The organism is Echinicola pacifica DSM 19836, assembly GCF_000373245.1.
GTDB lineage: Bacteria > Bacteroidota > Bacteroidia > Cytophagales > Cyclobacteriaceae > Echinicola > Echinicola pacifica.
Map to the genome: position 1 here is coordinate 279987 of NZ_KB890750.1, position 19950 is coordinate 299936.

14 protein-coding genes are annotated in these 19950 nt (G+C 44.1%); 4 read left to right on the plus strand and 10 right to left on the minus strand.

Going from position 1 to position 19950, the window contains the following annotated elements; all coding sequences use genetic code 11:
- Positions 1-2: 2 nt before the first annotated feature.
- From B050_RS0111820 to B050_RS23455, 3 genes are all read right to left on the minus strand, one after another.
- Positions 3-4352 (minus strand): CusA/CzcA family heavy metal efflux RND transporter, encoded by a 4350-nt coding sequence (locus B050_RS0111820; RefSeq protein ID WP_018474130.1) that lies wholly within the window; start codon positions 4350-4352, stop codon positions 3-5.
- A 359-nt stretch (positions 4353-4711) separates the two neighbouring features.
- Positions 4712-5017 carry a DUF6660 family protein gene (locus B050_RS22920; RefSeq protein ID WP_157492763.1) on the minus strand — a complete coding sequence of 102 codons (306 nt, stop codon included), beginning with the start codon at positions 5015-5017 and terminating at the stop codon, positions 4712-4714.
- A 138-nt stretch (positions 5018-5155) separates the two neighbouring features.
- A complete protein-coding gene (locus B050_RS23455) occupies positions 5156-5296 on the minus strand; it encodes a hypothetical protein (protein WP_157492765.1) in 141 nt (46 codons plus the stop codon).
- A gap of 304 nt (positions 5297-5600) precedes the next feature.
- Here B050_RS23455 and B050_RS0111835 point away from each other — a divergent pair, with 304 nt between their 5' ends.
- The gene (locus B050_RS0111835; protein ID WP_018474133.1) at positions 5601-6332 is read left to right on the plus strand and encodes a glycerophosphodiester phosphodiesterase; all 732 of its coding nucleotides are present in this window, start codon (positions 5601-5603) and stop codon (positions 6330-6332) included.
- Positions 6333-6470: 138 nt separating this feature from the next.
- Here the strand turns inward: B050_RS0111835 and B050_RS0111840 are convergent, their stop codons facing one another.
- From B050_RS0111840 to B050_RS0111870, 7 genes are all read right to left on the minus strand, one after another.
- The gene (locus B050_RS0111840; protein ID WP_026235834.1) at positions 6471-7610 is read right to left on the minus strand and encodes a BamA/TamA family outer membrane protein; all 1140 of its coding nucleotides are present in this window, start codon (positions 7608-7610) and stop codon (positions 6471-6473) included.
- A 247-nt stretch (positions 7611-7857) separates the two neighbouring features.
- A complete protein-coding gene (locus B050_RS0111845) occupies positions 7858-9573 on the minus strand; it encodes an acyl-CoA dehydrogenase family protein (RefSeq protein ID WP_018474135.1) in 1716 nt (571 codons plus the stop codon).
- A gap of 580 nt (positions 9574-10153) precedes the next feature.
- The gene (locus tag B050_RS0111850) at positions 10154-11449 is read right to left on the minus strand and encodes a TRAP transporter large permease (RefSeq protein ID WP_018474136.1); all 1296 of its coding nucleotides are present in this window, start codon (positions 11447-11449) and stop codon (positions 10154-10156) included.
- A gap of 2 nt (positions 11450-11451) precedes the next feature.
- Positions 11452-11946 carry a TRAP transporter small permease gene (locus B050_RS0111855; RefSeq protein ID WP_018474137.1) on the minus strand — a complete coding sequence of 165 codons (495 nt, stop codon included), beginning with the start codon at positions 11944-11946 and terminating at the stop codon, positions 11452-11454.
- Positions 11939-12940 (minus strand): TRAP transporter substrate-binding protein, encoded by a 1002-nt coding sequence (locus tag B050_RS0111860; protein WP_018474138.1) that lies wholly within the window; start codon positions 12938-12940, stop codon positions 11939-11941. Before B050_RS0111860 ends, B050_RS0111855 begins: the two co-directional genes overlap by 8 nt.
- 5 nt (positions 12941-12945) lie before the next feature.
- A complete protein-coding gene (locus B050_RS0111865; protein ID WP_018474139.1) occupies positions 12946-13605 on the minus strand; it encodes a bifunctional 4-hydroxy-2-oxoglutarate aldolase/2-dehydro-3-deoxy-phosphogluconate aldolase in 660 nt (219 codons plus the stop codon).
- A gap of 10 nt (positions 13606-13615) precedes the next feature.
- Positions 13616-14611 carry a sugar kinase gene (locus tag B050_RS0111870; protein WP_026235835.1) on the minus strand — a complete coding sequence of 332 codons (996 nt, stop codon included), beginning with the start codon at positions 14609-14611 and terminating at the stop codon, positions 13616-13618.
- A gap of 138 nt (positions 14612-14749) precedes the next feature.
- Here B050_RS0111870 and B050_RS0111875 point away from each other — a divergent pair, with 138 nt between their 5' ends.
- From B050_RS0111875 to B050_RS0111885, 3 genes are all read left to right on the plus strand, one after another.
- Complete coding sequence (locus B050_RS0111875) at positions 14750-16396, plus strand: UxaA family hydrolase (RefSeq protein ID WP_018474141.1); 1647 nt, start codon at positions 14750-14752, stop codon at positions 16394-16396.
- Positions 16397-16905: 509 nt separating this feature from the next.
- A complete protein-coding gene (locus B050_RS0111880; RefSeq protein ID WP_018474142.1) occupies positions 16906-18291 on the plus strand; it encodes a 3-keto-disaccharide hydrolase in 1386 nt (461 codons plus the stop codon).
- 202 nt (positions 18292-18493) lie between these two features.
- Positions 18494-19843, plus strand: coding sequence for a Gfo/Idh/MocA family protein (locus B050_RS0111885; RefSeq protein WP_018474143.1), 1350 nt, complete (start codon positions 18494-18496; stop codon positions 19841-19843).
- Positions 19844-19950: the final 107 nt, after the last annotated feature.

Here is a 19950-nt window from a genome sequence, read left to right on the forward strand (position 1 = left end):
GATTACTTGCTATAATTTTGGTTAAGATAATCCAATTTGATCCTGGCAGTCAGTAGATACTCCAGCGCTTCCAGGCCTTCCAACTCTAATTGTAAGGCATCATTGACATTTTGCATGAGCTCCAGGTAATCGATTTGTCCTGCCTCATAGGCAAGTCGGGCACCTCGGAGCTGCTGTTCAGCGAGTGGAAAGGCTTCTGTTTGGAAATACTGGTAGGTATTCTGCCATTTTTTATAGTCCAGAAAGGCATTTGATTTTTCCAAAGACAACTTCTCCTCCATCCAGATTAGGTCCGAATAGGCCTGTTTAGATTCCACCTTGGCGCGCTGTACTTGAGCTTGGCTTTGGTTGAAAAAAAGCGGTAGGCTGATCCCCAGTTGGAAAGTAGAGTAACCAGTCTGCCCGCCCACTTCCTGAATACCATATTGACCAGATATTTTGGGCAGATAGCTGGCGGTCGCTGATTTAACAGCCGTTTTGGAAGCTTCCAGTTGTGACTCTCTGATCAGCACCAGGGGATGCGGCTCCTGGGAGAGGTTGGTTTCTGGATTTGAAGCTATCCAATCATCCACAGTAAGAGACTCCACGGTATAGAGCGTATCACTAAACATCCATAGATTAAACCGCCCTTCGGCCATCAATAAGTCCTGCTGGCTTTTCTGAAGATCTATGGAGGAGCGTCGATGACGATTTGCCACTGCCAGCCATTCCAGTTTGCTGCTCGCCTGAGACTTAAAACGTACCTCGGCGGCTCTCTCCACCCTAGCATAGGTAGAATCTATTTTTTGGAATAAGTCCAATTTTCTTTTCTGAATATACACCTCAGCATAGGCTTTGCGAACTTCCTGTGTGAGCTCGGCCATGCTAAGGTTTAAGGCGGCCTCTGCCAGTCCTATCCTAGCCTCATGGTATTTGGTTTTGGCGGGAATCCCAAAGATATCCATCTGCTGTTGCTGCAACCCTATGATGGTATAGATCCCATTGCCATCCTTGAGCTCCTCCCCGCCCGTGAAGACCTGCGTATTCCCAAAATCCCAGGCGGACTTCTTCATAAACTTCTCCTTTTCTATTTCCAGCCGTGCTCGCTGCAGTTCAGGATAGTTGCGCTGAGCTTTTTGAATGGCTTTCTCCTGACTAATGCTAATGGCATTGGTATCCTGTGCCTCGGCGGCAAAAGGAATTGTCAGGGCGAAAAAGGTAATTATTCCCATGGCTTTGGTGAGCGTATTCATAGATCGTCCATTTGAAGGTCTGGATTCCATCCACTGATAGAGAATCGGTAAGATAAATAAGGTCAGGATGGTGGAAGTCAGTAGGCCACCGATGACCACTGTGGCCAGTGGACGCTGCACTTCTGCACCTGCCGAGCTGGACAGAGCCATGGGAAGGAAACCCAGGATATCGGTAAGCGCGGTTAGCATAATAGGTCTGAGCCTTCGTTTGGTAGCCAATATTATTCTTTCCCTTAAACCCAAATTCTCATTTTCCTTGAGTTCATTTAGGCCATTGATCAGCACCAGCCCATTGAGGACCGCTACACCAAATAATACGATAAAGCCGACGCCAGCTGAAATACTAAAAGGCATCCCTCTGAGCCATAGTGAAAATACCCCTCCCACTGCCGCGAGTGGTATGGCGATATATATCATCAGGGTCTGTGGCAAACTTCCCAAAGCAAAATAAATCAAAACAAAAATGGATAATAATGCCACAGGAACCACGATCTGCAAGCGTGAGGATGCGCGTTCCAGGTTTTCAAAGGCTCCTCCATAGCGGATATAGTAGCCTGGAGGCAAGCTTAGGTTTTCATCTAACTTAGATTTTATCTCCTCCATGAGCGTTTGTACATCCCGACCACGCACATTGATGCCCACATAGGTTCTTCGGTTGGTATTGTCACGGCTGATCTGCATGGGACCGGGTTGGTAGCTGATTTTAGCCACCTGGCCCATCGGCACCTGCTGCCCGCTTGGAAGGTCTATAAATAGATTTTCCACATCGTCTATGCCACTTCTGTCCGCTGAGTCAAGCCTCAAAACCAGGTCGAATCTTTTTTCTCCCTCGAATATCAGACCAGCACTCTGTCCTGCAAAGGCCGTGGCAATGGTGGTGTTTAGCTTTTCTATATTCAAGCCATATTGGGCGATTTTCTCGCGGTCATATTTCACCGTCATCTGCGGCAGACCGGTGGTCGCTTCCACCTTTAGATCGCCGATCCCTGGCGTATCACCGATTATGCTTGCGATCTCATTGGCCTTATCAGCCAATATCTCCAGATCCTCACCAAAGAGCTTGATGGCGATGTCCTCACGAACCCCTGTCAGCAGTTCGTTGAACCGCATTTCTATAGGCTGGGTGAACTCAAAATTAACCCCTGGCACCTGGCTGATTTTCGCTTTTATTTTCTCTATCAGCTCCTCTTTGGTCGAGGCAGACACCCATTCCGACTTGGGTTTGAGGATAATAAAGGAATCACCTATGTCCATGGGCATGGGATCGGTGGGCACATCTGCCACCCCAAACCTACTTAATACCTGATCTACTTCGGGGAAATTTTCCAAAAGGATCTTCTCTATTTTGGTGGATACAGCTACCGACTCGGTCAAAGAACTCCCTGGAGCAAGGACGATATGAAAGGCAATATCCCCTTCATCCAGCTGAGGGATAAATTCTGCTCCCATATCGCGAAATAAGAATACGGTCGCAATCACCAATCCAAGCATAAATAGCAGTATCAGCTTGCCTTTCTGCAATGACCAGGTAAGTAGAGGAAGGTAGAATTTCTCTGTCTTCGCCAGAATTTTGTCGCTCCAGCTGGCCTTAGTACTTTCCTTGACACGAAGGAATAAGGCGGACATCATGGGAACATAGGTCAGACAAAGAATCATGGCGCCAAGCATGGCAAAAATAAAGGTCAAGGCCATTGGCTTAAACATCTTACCTTCCACCCCTTCCAGGGCTAGTACTGGTAAGAATACAATAAGGATGATCAGCTGACCAAAGAAGGCAGAATTCATCATCCTTTTGCTGGAGGACAAGGCGATTTTGTTTCTCGACTTGGCACTGATCAGCTTGCCTTTTTTCAAATGCTGATGAAGGTAGAAAACGGTGCTCTCCACGATGATCACGGCACCATCCACAATAATCCCAAAATCTATCGCCCCCAGACTCATCAGGTTGGCCCATACATCGAAGATATTCATGAGGATAAAGGCAAAAAGCAAACTAAGGGGAATGGTAGAGGCCACGATAAGGCCACCTCTCCAGTTACCAAGCAGAATCACCAAGACCAATATCACAATCAGGCCCCCTTCGAGCAAATTGGATTTGATGGTGCTGGTGGTCTTTTCGACGAGGTTACTTCTATCCAAAAAGGGTTCGATATGCACACCTTCAGGTAGGCTTTTTTCGATCTGCTCCATTCGTGCTTTTACTGCGGAGATGACCTCGGCGGAGTTTTCTCCCTTTAGCATAAGGATCATCCCCCCTACGGCTTCACCCTGTCCGTTTTTGGTAAATGCGCCATAGCGGATTGCAGCGCCAAATCGGACTTCCCCGATGTCTTTGATTGTCAAGGGAATGCCCTGAGACTGCTTGACCACAATAGATTCTATATCGGAGATGCTTCTGGCGATCCCTTCACCACGAATAAAATTGGCCTGGTGGTTTTTCTCAATATATGCCCCTCCGGTATTCTGATTATTTGCCTGCAAGGCGCTCATGATCTCAGCCATACTGATATTCATGGACTTAAGCTTGTCCGGCGATACGGCCACCTCATACTGCTTCACCTCTCCGCCAAAGGCATTCACCTCGACCACACCGGGCACCATAGCCATCTGCCGGCGAATGATCCAATCCTGGATCGTCCGAAGGTCCATGAGGCTGTATTGGTCCTGATAGGCGCTATCCACCTCGATGGAATACTGATATATCTCTCCAAGTCCAGTGGAAATCGGCCCTAAGCCGGGCTTTCCTATATTCTCAGGGATACTTTCTTTCACTTCTGTTAGCTTCTCAGATACCAGCTGCCTTGGCAGGTAAGTATCCATTTCGTTGTCAAAAACGATGGTGACCACCGATAAGCCAAAACGAGAAACGGAACGCACTTCTATCACTCCAGGGAGATTCGCCATTGCCAGCTCCACTGGATAAGTCACAAACTGCTCAATATCCTCTGTACCAAGGTTGGGAGCTTGCGTGATCACCTGCACCTGATTATTGGTGATATCTGGCACAGCATCCACGGGTACCTTTAGCATGCTCCATATCCCCAGGCCTATGATCACCAGGGTAAATAGTCCGATGATGAGCTTATTGTGAATGGAAAATGTAATAAGCTTATTTATCATGCTTCTTGTCTTTTATGATCAAACACTTTCTTTTATTGCAATTCATAATCAATTGATTTACAATAGATAAAATTATAATAGTTAAATGAAAATTGATGAATGGACTATGATTCTTGATAGGGACTTGGCTGCTTAAAATGAAAGTACAGCCGATCGATTTTCCGCTCCATTTGGTGGAAAATCAATGATCCAAAACCTATTAATGACTCATTGAAAATGTTTGCTAAGGTCTGAGAATGATTGACAATACAGCCCTCGCATACATGGCCAGTGGAATAGGTATCAAGAAAATAGTGGGAAAATGAGCCCGGTGATATCTGCTTTAGAATAGCTAAAGCGAATAAAAAATCAACCTGCTCTTAGGCAATCCTGGGAGGTTTCAAAAATTCAAATAGCTCCTCTCCATAAAATAATATACCGACCTCGGTCTTTGGACTGGGATAAGTAATGCTAAAATCAAGTTCCATCAATTTGGCTTCTACAATATGGATATGACAACAATGGCATACGCATAGCGGAGAACAATCATCTCCTGTACAATCGTCATGGTCCACCATTAGGTATTGCTGGGCAGCGTCCCCTTCACTGTCAGATAGCACGTCCCCGCAAGGCACGGCTACGATGCCCAATAGATAAATACTTAGTATGATGGTAAACCATTTCACGTTGCTAAGATAATAACATAAGCATGCAATTGTTTTGCAACTAGGGATTTACTGAATTTTTTATTGGGAATAATAATAGAAAATCTTCTAAAAGGTGGACACCATGGCTGGATTATCTAATAAATCCCTGACCGAGGACTATAGGTCTTTGGCCCGGAAGGGCTTATAAATGACCCTGAAATTGGTGACTTGAGACAATAAACCTCCAAACTCCAGGTCGGAGAAAGCATCATTGATGAAAACCACGGGCATCTCCCTTGTTTCCCCTATCTTCTGCATAAGCTCCAAGGCATGCTATCATGGATGTGGAGTAAAAAGGATGTGAAAGCAAATAATCGATATATAGAATAAACCGAGGCGAGAAGTAGTGATTTGGGAGGAAAGGTTCCTTGGTATTAACAAATCATTAAACCTAAACGCTGAAATAGTTCCTCTCTGGAAATGCGTTAACTTTGGTGGATTATAAGAATTATCAGTATAATAGAACTAATATTTATCAGCATTCCTAAATTGTAAGTCCAATATGAAATTTTTGGGTAGTATTTCAGTCATTTTATTAGCCTTAGTGACCATAAGTTGCAATATGAATAATCAATTTAACACCAATAAGGTGATCGCTCATCGGGGGGCGTGGAAGAACCATAGCTTTCCTCAAAACTCCCTGGCTTCTCTTCGGGAAGCGGTCAAATTGGGCTGCGAAGGAAGTGAGTTTGATGTTTGGATGACTCAGGATAGCGTGTTGGTGGTAAATCACGATGCTGATTTTGAAGGAATGGAAATAGAGCACAGCACCTATGAGCAGCTGCTCACCAAAACGCATCCCAATGGAGAGAAACTTCCTACGGTGGAAGAATACCTGATAGAAGGCATGAAGCAAAGCAGCACCAAGCTGATATTTGAAATTAAGCCATCAAAAATCGGGGTAGAAAGAAGTGAAATTATTGCCAGAAAATCCGTGGAAAAAGTGATCGAGCTAGAGGCTCAGGACTGGGTAGATTATATCACCTTCAGCTATGAGGGAGGTCTGGAAGCTATTGCCACAGATCCTAATGCGAATATAGCCTACCTTACTGGCAATAAAAGCCCTAAGGAATTGTCCGAAAAAGGATTCTTTGGTTTTGATTATAATATCAAAGTTCTGAAGGAAAATCCAGAATGGATCAAGGAAGCACAATCTCTGGGTTTAACCACCAACTCCTGGACGGTTAATAGCCAGGAAGATATGGAATGGTTACTGGATTTGGGAATAGACTTCATCACCACTGATGAGCCAGAGTTACTATTGAAGGTAATAGAAACCAGAGACTCCAAATAGGAATTTCACAGCCATATAAGTGCTAAAGCCTGCGAAACATAAGGGTTAACTCTTTTTTCGCAGGCTTGTTTTTTTTAGCCTCAGCTCATAAGGTTTTCTCTCCATCAAATTATATGAAGGAACACTATGGGAATCAGGCTAAAAGGCTTCCCCAATATAGATATAAAAGCCATGTCCTTCTCTGGTAAAAGCGGCATCCACGCGGGTGTAGATGTCCTTTTTTGGAAAGAGAAGGAAGCGCAGCCCTGCTCCTCCTGAATAGACGACCTTATTTAAGGCCAAATTGGAGAAATCATCAAATACGGTACCTGCTGATGCAAAAACCGCTGCGCCAAAGCGCTTCGAAAAGCCGAGTGGAAGTGGCAAAAAACGCATTTCCACCTGTGTGGCCATATAATCCTTATCTCTGTATCGGCCCATATAATAGCCCCTCATGAGGCTTTCTCCACCCAAGGCGCTCATCATATTAAAAGGAACATTTCCTGTATTAAACTGCCCAAAAAGCTGACCAGCGATAATATTATTCTTGCCCACAGGGCGATAAATCCTACTGTCTGAGATGATGGTGGAAAATTCATATTCGCCCGCCCAGAATGGAGCGTATTTGATATAGGCTAGTTCTGAGAATAATCCATCCCTCACATTCAGCACATTATGGCGGTTGTCATATACAAAACCCAGCCCCATACCGATATTGGTAGAGCCTTCATAGCCCACAGGATAGTCGATAACCTGACCCTCATGATGAGGCTCAAATTCTACTGATCCGAATTGGTTATAATCAAGTTCGACCCCAAGGTAAAAATCCTTTCTAAGCTTTTTTAAGACCCGTTCTTTAAGCAGGATTTGGTGAGAATCCACCAGTGCCTGATAGTCTGATGGGCTGTCTGGCCCGAGGCCATAATAATACATGGGAAAGCGCTGAATCCTTAACTTACCAAGGAAAAACCACTCCTCCTTATCGCTATAGATCGCATGGTCAAACCATAATCCATATTGCCCTGCAAGGGTAAAAAAGGTAAAACCATTGATCTCACTGAGGCGATTGGCCGTGTCCATCTTGGCATAATAGACATATAAAGAGCTGAAGCCTAGTTCCCAGCTGGTCTCGGGAGCATAGGCTACGGTCGGATAAACCAGAAACTGGGGTTTATAGACTGCACTGGTATCATTGATAATGCCATTGATATATCGCTTGATGAACCCTTCCTTTTGGGCGAAGCCCGATAGGCTAAAGCAAAACATAAAAAGAAGGAAGACAGGTATGATTTTTTTCATTGAGTTTCGATAAGAGCATTCCTTGATATTCCCCAAAGCCAGATACCTCAGGCTGAGGAAAAACACTATGCAGGAGCAAAAATATACTTTATTCTACCTTTATTCAGCCTTCCCTGGCAAATACCGCGAAAAATAATCAAAATATAATAGGTACTCCCCTTTCCCGTACCCGCCAGCGCTTTTCGAATAATGTGTATTTAGGACTAGTTTAACTAATTCATTATCTGATAATTACTGTGAAATAAAATCAGAATCCCCAGGCGAGCTGGCCAATAATCTTTTGTGCACCCACGGGAAGGGCCAGAAGGGAATTTTGACCTAGGAAATTAGCTTTTATCTGATTGATGGCGGGATGAATCCATGCGGCGCTTTCATGATCCTCCTGATGCAAGAGCATGGATAACTGGATATACATGATCAGGTTTTTCATGATTTTGTCAGCATTAAAATCCAAAAAGTCCGGATCATCATATCTGCTTTCTTCGATATGGCTGAGCAGTTTCTTCAACTCCACCTTCAGGAGCTCTAAGTCAGGAAAATGCTCTAGTGAGCTTGTCAGCGGCTCAAAGAAGGAAGAAATATCCTGTACCTCTGCCCAGTTTTTTACGATGACGGAGACGGTGTGGATGGAGGATTGATGCAGGAGCGGAAGGGCGAGGCAATCCTTTATGAACTTAGGGATGACACCTTGCTCCATATAGCCATGGGATTCCATGATCTTCATGCTCTGACCGATGCCCGAAATAGCGGAATTCACACAGTGATTTTTGATCAGAGGGATCAGGTGATTGAGGTTAGATTCCAGATGTGGCTTTTCAGGGCCGGTTTTGTCCATCATACGGATGGTTTTCCAGAGCAAATAGAAGTCGGCTACGAATTGATTATTCAAAGCCTCTAATTTGGCCAAGGTGCTGGGATGATCCAGAAGTCGGCGATTGCCATCATACGTTTGGTAGCAGGCATACTGATAGGCCTCGACCAGTGATCTTCTGAAGCCAGCCACGGCGGAGATGCTTGACCAGATATTGGTGACCTTCATGAGCTCTTCCAATATTTCCATTCCCTGGCCTTCCTCGCCTAGCAGAAATGCGGTACAATCCTTAAACAGCAGGTCTCCGACGGGTAAGCTATGCATGCCGAGCTTTTGATCCAGGTTTTTGATTTCAAATTCCTTGGAGACACCTGGTTTATTATTGCCTTCGATTAAGAATATAGAAAGCTTCGGCTTTTCGTTGTTTTCTGATGGCACGGCAGCGAGCACCAGCTTTAGATGAGCATGTATATTTTCACAATGGCTCTTCTCTCCTGATATCTTATAGACTCCATCTCTTAAGGGGATGGCCTTGGTGCTGATCGCATCAAATTTCAGCCCAGCAGCATTTTCTCTGAAGCAAAAGCAGACTTCGGAAGCATTTTCAGGACCTAGCAAATAGTCATTTTCTATAAATTTGGCTTGCAGCTCGGGGTTGGCATATCTTTTCATGATCTGCCCAAAGGCATCTTTCATCCCGATAATATTGGTCACTGAGGAGTCCGAAAGGGCCAAAATATAGGGCAAGGCATAACCCATTCGGTATTGCTGTCCCTCAAACTCCGGCGACAAAAAGGTGATGGCACTGGAGCCCATCATGCGAGTTTGGTTGGCGGCTTTCATCAGCTCATGCCGCGAAGGATGAAAGATGATATTGTCAATATCTCTACCAAAAAGGTCCCTTTTGACAAATTTTGGACTATGCATATGAGCACTTATGGAGAGCTCATTTAGTGTGCTGGCAGCCAATTTACCTAGTTTTACCAGCTTGGGCTGCAAAAACGACCAGGCATCCGGGCTAAGTTCTTTCTGTAAGAAATGAACAAATATCTTATCACTGACAAAAAAGTTCTTGCTGGGTTCGTAATCGTCCCATATGTGCTGACCAGAATCCCCTAAACTTTCCATAGAATAATCCACAAAATCCTGCATAGTTCCTTTTTTAATTACCTAACAATAGTTTTCATAATCACTGGCTCAGTACTGATTTGGCAGCCTTTCATTTCCCTCAAAACCTTAATGAAAACAAAAAGGGAAAGTAACCCTTCTCTAATAGGTAAATGATGAGAGAGGATGCGGACTCCTACCCGGAGTACCATTCTCTCTATGATAACTATCCTTACCTCTAACTGTTAACGTGTCTTATGTTAAAAATAAATAAAATAATTAATTTTTACCAAGGTACTTTATAAAAATCCCTAATAACTGGTAGTTTTTGTAAGATAATATTAAAAAAATACAATAAACACTGAATTTTCATTCAGTCTGATTTTCTAAAAAAGCATTTAAGCTGGGCTTAGTCCTTAGGAATGCCTCTTGCTGTAGAGAGTATAGCCATAGAATAGACCTTTATAGGGCTTCAGATAGGCTGATCGTTGGGGGGCAATAGGAAGTAAACTTTGCATTTATAAATTCATACCTAAAAAAAAGGCCTCCAAATGAATGGAGGCCTTTTTTCAAATTATTGCAATAGTATGATCAAAGCTCTTATCAGGGCAAAATCATTTTTAGATTATAATCCAAATAAACCTGGCAGCCAAAGGGTAAGTTGTGGGAAGATCGTGATGACGATCAAGCCAATAATCATGGCCACAAAGAAGGGCAATAGGGGTTTGACGACCTTGGCGATGGAGGTGTTTGCCACCCCGACGCCTATGAACAGCACTGATCCCACAGGAGGGGTACATAATCCAATACATAGATTGAGCACCATGATGATCCCAAAGTGGACTGGGTCTATGCCCAATTCGGTAACCACAGGAAGGAAAATCGGCGTAAAGATCAATACTGCCGGAGTCATATCCATAAAGATCCCCACAAATAGCAATATGAGATTTATGATGATAAGGATTACGAATTTATTATCACTCAGGGACAGTAAAACTGCGCTTATAGACTGCGGGATATCCTCACTGGACATCACCCATGACATGGCCATGGACGTCGCGATCAACATCGCCACTACGGAGGTGGTAGCGGAGGACTTCAAGAGAATCGCTGGTATATCCTTAATCTTCAACTCTTTATAATACAACGAAAGGGCTAAGGTATAAAGTACGGCGATAGCTGAGGCCTCCGTTGCGGTAAATACGCCTATGACGATCCCTCCGATCACAATGATCAGAAGTGTCAAACTAGGAGCGGCATCGATAAAAACTCTTCCAAGTTCGCTCATGGAGGTAGCTTCTCCTGGAGGCAATTTCTCCTTACGGATAAAGTACGCCGCGGTAAGCATCAGCAAAAGGCCCATAAATAGGCCCGGAATATACCCTGCCACAAAAAGCGCAGCGATGGAAACTCCCCCACTGGCGAGGGAATATACGATGAGCACATTGGAGGGAGGGATGATCAATCCGGTGGTGGAGGAGGTGACGTTTACAGCCACTCCCAATTCCTTAGGATAGCCTTCGTCTTCCATTCTCTTCCCAAGTATACCTCCCAGTGCGGAAGCTGCTGCTACAGCCGAACCGGCGATAGCACCAAAAAGCATGGCTGCGATGACATTGACATAGAGCAATCCACCGGGGAGCCTTCCACTCATGGCTTTGGCGAGGTTGATCAGCCGATTGGCGATCCCACCTTTATTCATGATCTCCCCTGCCAATATAAAGAAGGGGATGGCTAAGAGAGAAAAACTGTTGAGCCCTGCTCCCATCCGCTGGGCAATGGTGGTCATGGATGGGACGGCGGAGACCGTCACCATCAGCGTCAGCAAGCTCGAAAAGCCTAAGCTCCAGGCGACTGGCACCCCAAGACTCATCAGCGTGATGAAGCTGAGTACTAATATTATTATAGTGATGTATTCCATGGTTACGATTTTGGGTTACGTGATAGCAAAAGTTTTATATCTGCTATTTGATAAGCAAAAATTAATATCCCACTTATAGGTATGACAGTATATACATAGGCCAAAGGGATCTGTAAGGTCGTGGATTTCTGCCCAAGCATATAGGTAATATATACCAGGTTACATCCTCCAAAGATCATCACCGGTACGGCAAAGCAGATGATGATCAGGTGAATAAATACCATCAACCTCATTTTTGGTTTTCCGCTTAGCTTGGAGGGTAGTATATCGATGGCCAGGTGCTCATTATGTCCCGCAACATAGGCTGCTCCTAACATCCCGAGCCAGATGAGTAAGAATCGGGCTAGTTCGTCCGTAAAACTACTCGGGGACATAAGGATATAGCGTGATAATACCTGCCAGGTCACATTGATTACCATAAGGGCCATGATGACCATAAGGACATAACCCACCGAATGATTGATTCTGTTTTTGACTGAGTGGCTTGGGTTAATCATGTTTTCTGATTTTATCTATAATTTCATACATTTCAGGCTCGGACTGTTTGATCTGCTCGTACATAGGCTCCACGGCTTTTCTGAAGAGCTCCTTGTCTGGCTTGGTGATGGTCACTCCCGCTTCTTCCAGGAGGCGCATGCTTTCTGCCTCGGCTTCTGCCCATAACTTGTACTGAAAAGTAGCTGATTCATCCGCCGCTTCCTGCACCCATTGTTTTTCCTGATCGTTTAGTAAATCCCAGACTTTGGTACTTACGATCAGCATATCCGGAACAGCTGTATGCTCATCCAAAGAATAGAATTTGCAGATTTCATAGTGTCGAGAACTGATCACACTCGGAGGATTATTTTCCGCTCCATCCACGATTCCCTGCTGTAGGGCGGTGTACAGTTCTCCCCAGGATACGGGAGTCGGCGAGCCTCCAAAACTATTGACCATATTGATGGCCGTATTACTTTCCATCACACGGATTTTCTTGCCGACAAGGTCCTCGGGAGTTTCCACGGGCTTATCTTTGGTATAAAAACTTCTGGAGCCTGCATCATAATAGCATAAGCCTTTGAGCCAAAACTGCGTCCCTTCATTGAGCAGCATTTTACCAATGTCCCCTTTCAGGATACGATCGCGATGCTCATCATCTCTAAAAAGATAGGGCTGGCTTAAGACTTGTATTTTTGGGGCAAAACTCTCCATCACTGCCGAGGAAACTTTGGTCATGCCAAGGCTGCCGATCTGCAATAATTCCACTAGCTCTCTCTCGTTGCCCAGCTGGGCATTGGGATAGACTTTCATGATCATCTTGCCATTGGATTTCTCTTCCAATCGCTCTGCCATATAGACCATGGCATCATGGACAGGGTGTTTGGTATCGAGACCATGACCGAGCTTGATCACCCGGACACCATCTCCACCACCGCAGGAGGACAAAATCAATAATGCAATCAGTAATAGAGGTTTAAAAGTAATTTTAGGTTTATTGTTAATTGTTATCATAGCAATTATTTGTTTCTAATAGCTTGAATGATGTTCAGCGTTTCTGAGATTTGCTTTTCCAGTTCATCAAACTTCTGCTGGCTGATCCACTCTTTTTTGAATAATTGTGAGCCCATGCCTACGCAGGTTACGCCAGCGCCAAACCATTCCTTCAGATTGTCTTCTGTAGGTTCCACTCCGCCGGTGGGCATGATCTTGAGTTCTGGCATCACGGCTTTCACTGCCGAGACAAAGGAGGAGCCGAGGACATTACCCGGGAAAGCTTTCACGACTTTGGCCCCCATTTCTTTAGCGTTAAAAATCTCAGTAACTGTTCCACAGCCAGGGATCCACAGCACATTATTTCTGTTGGATGTGACAGCTACATTAGGGATCAGAGCAGGAGAAACAATAAAATCTGCTCCTGCAGCGATAAAATCCTCTACTTCTTTTGGAGTAAAGATGGTACCTATTCCCAATACCAAATCAGTATGTCTGGAAGCATAAGCCTTAAGGGCTGTAAATACTTCGAGGGCATTTTCTCCCCGGTTGGTAAATTCAAAAACGCGGACACCACCATTATAGGCGGCATCGAGCACGTGTTTTGCCACTTCTACATCTGCATGGTTAAAGACAGGGATCATACCCGTCTGCTCCATGGCATCGATAATTTCGTTAATCTTCATTTTGGCTATTTTATCGTAATAATTTTCCTACATTTTCTCCTTTTACCAGCTGGCTTACTTCCTCTACCGATACGAAATTGGCATCGCCAGGAATGGAGTGTTTCAGCACAGAAGCCGCTACCGCATATTCCAGGGCTTGCTGATCTTCCAAAAATAATAAGCCGTAAATCAATCCAGCCATATAAGCATCTCCCCCACCCACGCGGTCAACGATATGGGTCATATCATAAGATTTTGATTCCAGGAGCTGCTCACCATTCCACAGGATTCCCGATAGACCATTGTGCGAAGCACTCACACTATCTCTATAAGTGGTGGAAATATACTGGATGGAAGGGCATTTTTGTTGTGCTTTTTTACAGGCACTGATATAGTCTTTTTCATGGATATCCATGCAATTTTCGAAGTCTGTGAGTCCAGCGATCACCAAATTGGTTTTGGCGATAAGTTCGGGCATGATATCCAGAGGACCTTTGCCGTACTGCCAGAGATTTCTTCTGTAATTGATATCCCCGCTGATCTTCACGCCTAGTCTGCTGGCGGCTTCCACGGCGTCTTTGCAAATCTGTGCCGCTGAGGCAGAGATGGCTGGCGTGATACCGGTCCAGTGAAACCAATCCGCTCCATCAAAAATCTCCTCCCAATTGATTTTGGCAGGGTCAAAATTGGCAAATACCGAATCGAATCGATCATACACAATTTTTGAAGAACGCTGCATCGCTCCGTTCTCCAGAAAGTAAAGGCCCATTCTTCCCTCATCAAAAAATACATACTGAGTGTCGATGCCCGCAAAACGTAAATATTGCATGGCGGCCTTGCCGATATCATGGCTTGGGAAGGCCGTCACATGTGCTGTTGACACTCCCCAATTGGCAAGTGATATACCAACATTTGCTTCTGCTCCACCATAGACCACATTATACTGGTCTGCATTGATAAACCTCTCGTGCCCTGGAGTAGAAAGTCGCATCATGATTTCTCCTAGGGTAATTACTCGTTTATTCATGGATTTGTGTGTTTTTATTTCCCGAATTAACTTGAAAATAATTTCCTTTTGAAAAAAATCGGGAAATTTATTCACATTAATTTTTTTTTACCTAAATTGTGCAATCGATTGCGCAATATAATAAAAAATTTATCGAACATGCTAAATAATATTTTAAAGATTCACCCCAATGACAATGTCTTGGTGGCTCTTACAGACCTCAAAGCAGGTGAAGTGGTTAATTATGAGGGTAAAAGCATCACTTTGACACATGATGTGAAAGCCAAACATAAATTTGCACAACAAGCTTTTGCTGCAAAGGAAGAAATATTCATGTATGGCATCATCTGTGGTGCCGCCATGAGCCCCATTGCCGAAGGCGAAGTACTCACCACCCAAAATGTAGCCCACAAAACTTCCGAATTTACCGGACTGCGTGATTTTAAACCTTGGACGCCTCCCAACGTCTCCAAATGGCAAAATCGTACCTTCCAAGGCTTTCACAGACAGGATGGCCAGGTAGGTACCGCCAATTATTGGTTGGTAATCCCATTGGTTTTCTGTGAAAATCGGAATATCGAAATAATGAAGCAGGCCTTTGTGGAAGAACTAGGCTTCGCAAAACCCAATAGGTATAAGAGCTTCGTAAAACAAATGAAAGACCTATATACCCAGGGCAAAAAATCTGAAATCGAAACCCTTAGCGTCGAAACCATCGAGCAAGATGGCGAACATAAAGTTTTTAAAAATATTGATGGCATCAAATTCCTCACTCACCAAGGGGGCTGCGGAGGAATTCGCCAGGATTCCGAAATGCTCTGTGCTCTTATAGCAGGCTATATCAACAATCCAAATGTGGCTGGAGCCACCATCTTGAGCTTAGGATGCCAAAATGCCCAACCTGCTATACTCAAGGAAAAACTGGATAAGATCAATTCGGATCTGCAAAAACCAGTAATCGTCCTGGAGCAACAAAAGGAAGGCACTGAAAATCAACTTCTGACTACTGCTATTCAGCAGACTTTCCTAGCGCTTACCGATGCTGACCAATATGAAAGACAAGCTGCTCCTCTGAGCAAACTTACTGTGGGACTAGAATGTGGCGGATCAGATGGATTCTCTGGCATCTCAGCCAACCCATCTGTGGGTCATGCCTCAGATCTGGTGGTGGCACTAGGTGGCAAAACCATTTTATCAGAATTTCCGGAATTATGTGGTGTTGAGCAAGAACTCATCAACCGCTGCACGAGCGATGAGTCAGCGGAGAAATTCGTTTCGCTTATGCGCTCTTATGCAGCCTCCGCAGAAGCCGTGGGTTCTGGATTTGATATGAACCCTAGCCCTGGCAATATCAAAGATGGCTTGATTACTGATGCTATGAAATCTGCCGGAGCGGCCAAAAAAGGTGGAACCTCCCCCATCGTGGATGTGCTCGACTATGCAGAATATGTCACCAAACCAGGCCTAAACCTGCTGTGTACACCAGGAAACGACGTGGAAAGTACCACGGCTATGGCTGGTTCAGGGGCAAATATTATCCTATTCACCACTGGACTTGGCACCCCAACTGGCAATCCAGTCACTCCCGTGCTCAAAGTATCTTCCAATCATATCCTTGCCAATAAAATGGATGATATCATCGATATCAATACCGGCGGCGTGATCTCTGGTGAAAAGACCATTGATGAGATGGGCGAGGAAATTCTTGAGCATATCATCCAAATAGCCAGTGGAGAAAAGAAAGCGAAGGCCATCCTGCTAAATCAGGATGATTTTATCCCTTGGAAAAGAGGCGTGTCTTTATAATTCAGCTTTGGTGAATGCGATAGGATGAAAACAATCGCGCTAAAGTTGCTTTAAATAAATAAAACCAACCAACTAATAAACCAACGGATTTTTCACTCATTACCACTTCAATGCCATGACCTACCGTCATGGCATTTTTTTATGCGCTCCTGAGTAGGCGAAGATCTTTATGAAAAAATGATAGGCATATGCATATTTCATGGGTATCGGTGATTTACCTTATAGAAGCTTTAGGATTGCCTCCGGCAAAAATAATAAATGATCATGAATACGATATTCCGAAGGTATTTCATGAGCTCTGTCCTAAACAAAGCGTAAAATAGCGCTGAGGGGATTAAGGTAAGTCGCGGCTAATCAGGTATATTGGAAAGAATGCCGGGATTTGGCGTGGGCGGCATGTAGAGGCCGTTCTCGGAATCGATTTCGTAATTAAACTAAGACCAATAGTTGAAAACGAAAGATTAAATCCTCATTTTTAACTTACAAAATTCAATAAAACCAATATTAACATGTTTAAGAAATTATCTTTTCCATTTGCGTTGATACTAAGTGGATTGGTTTGCTTTTCGTGCTCACAGAGCACCGAGACTGCTGCTACACAGGATGGCTGGACCTCCTTATTTGATGGTGAATCCTTAGAGGGTTGGAAGCCATTAGGTGGAGAGGCAGAATTTAAGATTGAGGACGGCGTGATCGTCGGTTACTCAAAAATAAACACTCCAAATACCTTCCTATCTACAGAGAAAGAGTACACCGATTATATTTTGGAACTGGACCTCAAAATAGAGGATATTACTAGTAATTCTGGTGTAATGACCAGAGGCCAATATGATGCTGAGAAAAACAGGGTTTTCGGCTACCAAATTGAAGCTGACCCAAAAGAAAGAGCATGGTCTGGCGGACTATATGATGAGGCGAGACGTGGATGGTTATATCCATTGACGCTAAATCCAGAGGCTAGAAAAGCCTTTAAGCTTGGCGAATTTAATCATTACCGTATCGAAGCGATCGGCAATGTGATCAAGACCTGGGTGAATGACGTCCCTGTTGCCTACGTGGTAGATGATATGGATAGCAAAGGATTTATCGGTCTTCAGGTGCATAGCGTGGGAAGTAACCCAGAGCATGCTGGAAGAAAAACCTCTTTCAAAGACATCAAAATCCAAACTGAAGACCTTCAGTCTAAGGAATTTCCTGCTGGCATATATGTAGTTAGCACCATTGATAACACCCTTACGGATTACGAAAAACAAGACGGATGGAAGTTATTATTCAATGGTAAAGACAGTGATGGCTGGATCGGTGCTTATAAGGATGAATTTCCTACCGCTGGTTGGTCTATCAATGACGGTGTATTAAGCATCGCTGAGTCTGACGGAAGCGAATCTCAGTCTTATGGTGATATCGTCACTAAGGATAAGTATAGTGCATTTGATTTGTCTTTCAACTTTAAGCTAACTGAAGGTGCAAACAGTGGTGTGAAATATTTTGTCACCCTTGACGAAGAAACTTCTGGTTCTGCTATTGGATTGGAATATCAGGTATTGGATGATGAGCGTCACCCGGATGCTAAAAAAGGTCGCGATGGCAATAGAACCATGTCCTCTCTGTATGACCTTATTACTGCTGATAAGCAGCCTAGATTCGTGAAACCAATCGGTGAGTGGAACCTTGGCCGTGTGGTGGTATATCCTAACAATCATGTGGAACACTACCTAAACGGTGTGAAAGTTTTGGAATATGACAGAGGCTCTGAGGCTTTTAGAGAGCTGGTGGCTAAAAGTAAATATGCCAAATGGAAAAATTTCGGTGAGGCTGAAGAAGGACATATTCTCCTTCAGGACCACGGTAATAACGTAAGTTATAAAAATATTAAAATTAAGGAGCTGAAATAAAATCCGCTTCTTAAATAGATCCTGATCACATAAAACTGACCCTGTTTCTCCTAAGAGTTGGCAGGGTCTTTTTTTAAACAATAAGCCCTAACCCGCTTTCCATTACTAAGCATACCCTTTGGAATTGGGTTAATGAATTTTCTCTGAGATGCAGGTAATGAGGCGGGCTGTTTTACTAGTCGAATATTATTTATAAAAGACCATGAAAAAGAATAATAACCGTAGAGAGTTTTTAAAAAAATCAGCTTTGGCAACTGCCGGGATTTCAAGTTTGGGATCTTTGGGGTTTTCTGCTAAAAGCTATGCCAATATCATTGGTGCAAATGAGCGTATCAATGTAGCGATATGTGGCCTGGGAAGAAGATTGGGCGCTTATTACGATCCCATCTCCCTTCCTCAGTCCAATGTAAACTTAGTCTATCTGTGCGATGTGATGAAATCTCAGCGTGAAAAAGCCGCCAAGAGCTTCTCCACCCGCATCGATAATGTACCGAAACTGGAGAATAGCATCTTTAAAGTGCTGGAGGACAAGGATGTGGATGCCATCATCAATGCCACTCCTGATCACTGGCATGCACCAGGTACCTGGATGGCCGTGGAAGCTGGCAAGCATGTGTATGTAGAAAAACCATGTAGCCATAATCCTCGCGAAGGCGAATTGCTCGTTGAGTACCAAAAGAAATACAATAAAGTGGTGCAAATGGGAAACCAGCAGCGTTCCTCTACTCCGTCTCAGGAGATTGTAAATGCTATTCACGCTGGAGCCATCGGCAAACCTTATAAAGCCACCGCATTCTATTCCAATAGTAGAGGCCAGGTGCCTCAGCCAGTAAAAGCAGCTGTCCCTGAAGGATTGGATTGGGATCTGTACCAGGGTCCTTCTCCACGTAAGGAGTATATGCACGATACCTGGGATTATAACTGGCACTGGTATGGATGGGATTTTGGTACGGCAGAGACCGGAAATAATGCTACCCATGAACTAGATATCGCACGCTGGGCCTTACAGGTAGATTTCCCAAATCGTGTAATGGTCGATTCTGGCAAATACCACTTCGCCGATGATGGATGGACCATGTATGATACGATGGATGCAGTATTCAAATTTGAAGATAATAAAACCATTCAGTGGGATGGCAAAAGCAGAAATAGCTATAATACCTACGGTGGCGGAAGAGGAACGATCATCTATGGTACAGAGGGTTCGGCTTTCATCGATCGTAGTGGCTATAAGCAATATGACCGTGATGGAAAATTAGTAAGAGAAAATTATGGCGGTGGAAATGAGGCAGGTACTGCCCTTGGTGGCGGCGGTGATGTGTCCACCACACACGTCTATAATTTCTTTCAGGCCATCCGTGGAATAGAGAAGCAAAATTCTCCTATAGACGAAGGAGCAAAATCCACCCTTCTTTGTCACTTGGCCAATATCGCCTCCCGTACAGGAGAAGTATTGGAATGTAATCCAGCGGATGGGCATATCACTAATTCTAAGGCCGCCAAAAAACTATGGTCCAGAGAATATGAAAAAGGATATGAGCCTACCATCTAAGGTTTCGGCTTTCTGATCTACTTAATGATAAGTAAAAAGGTCACCAGAAATGGTGACCTTTTTTTTATTAAACCAATATTAAATATAAAATTATTCTATAGTCTGGT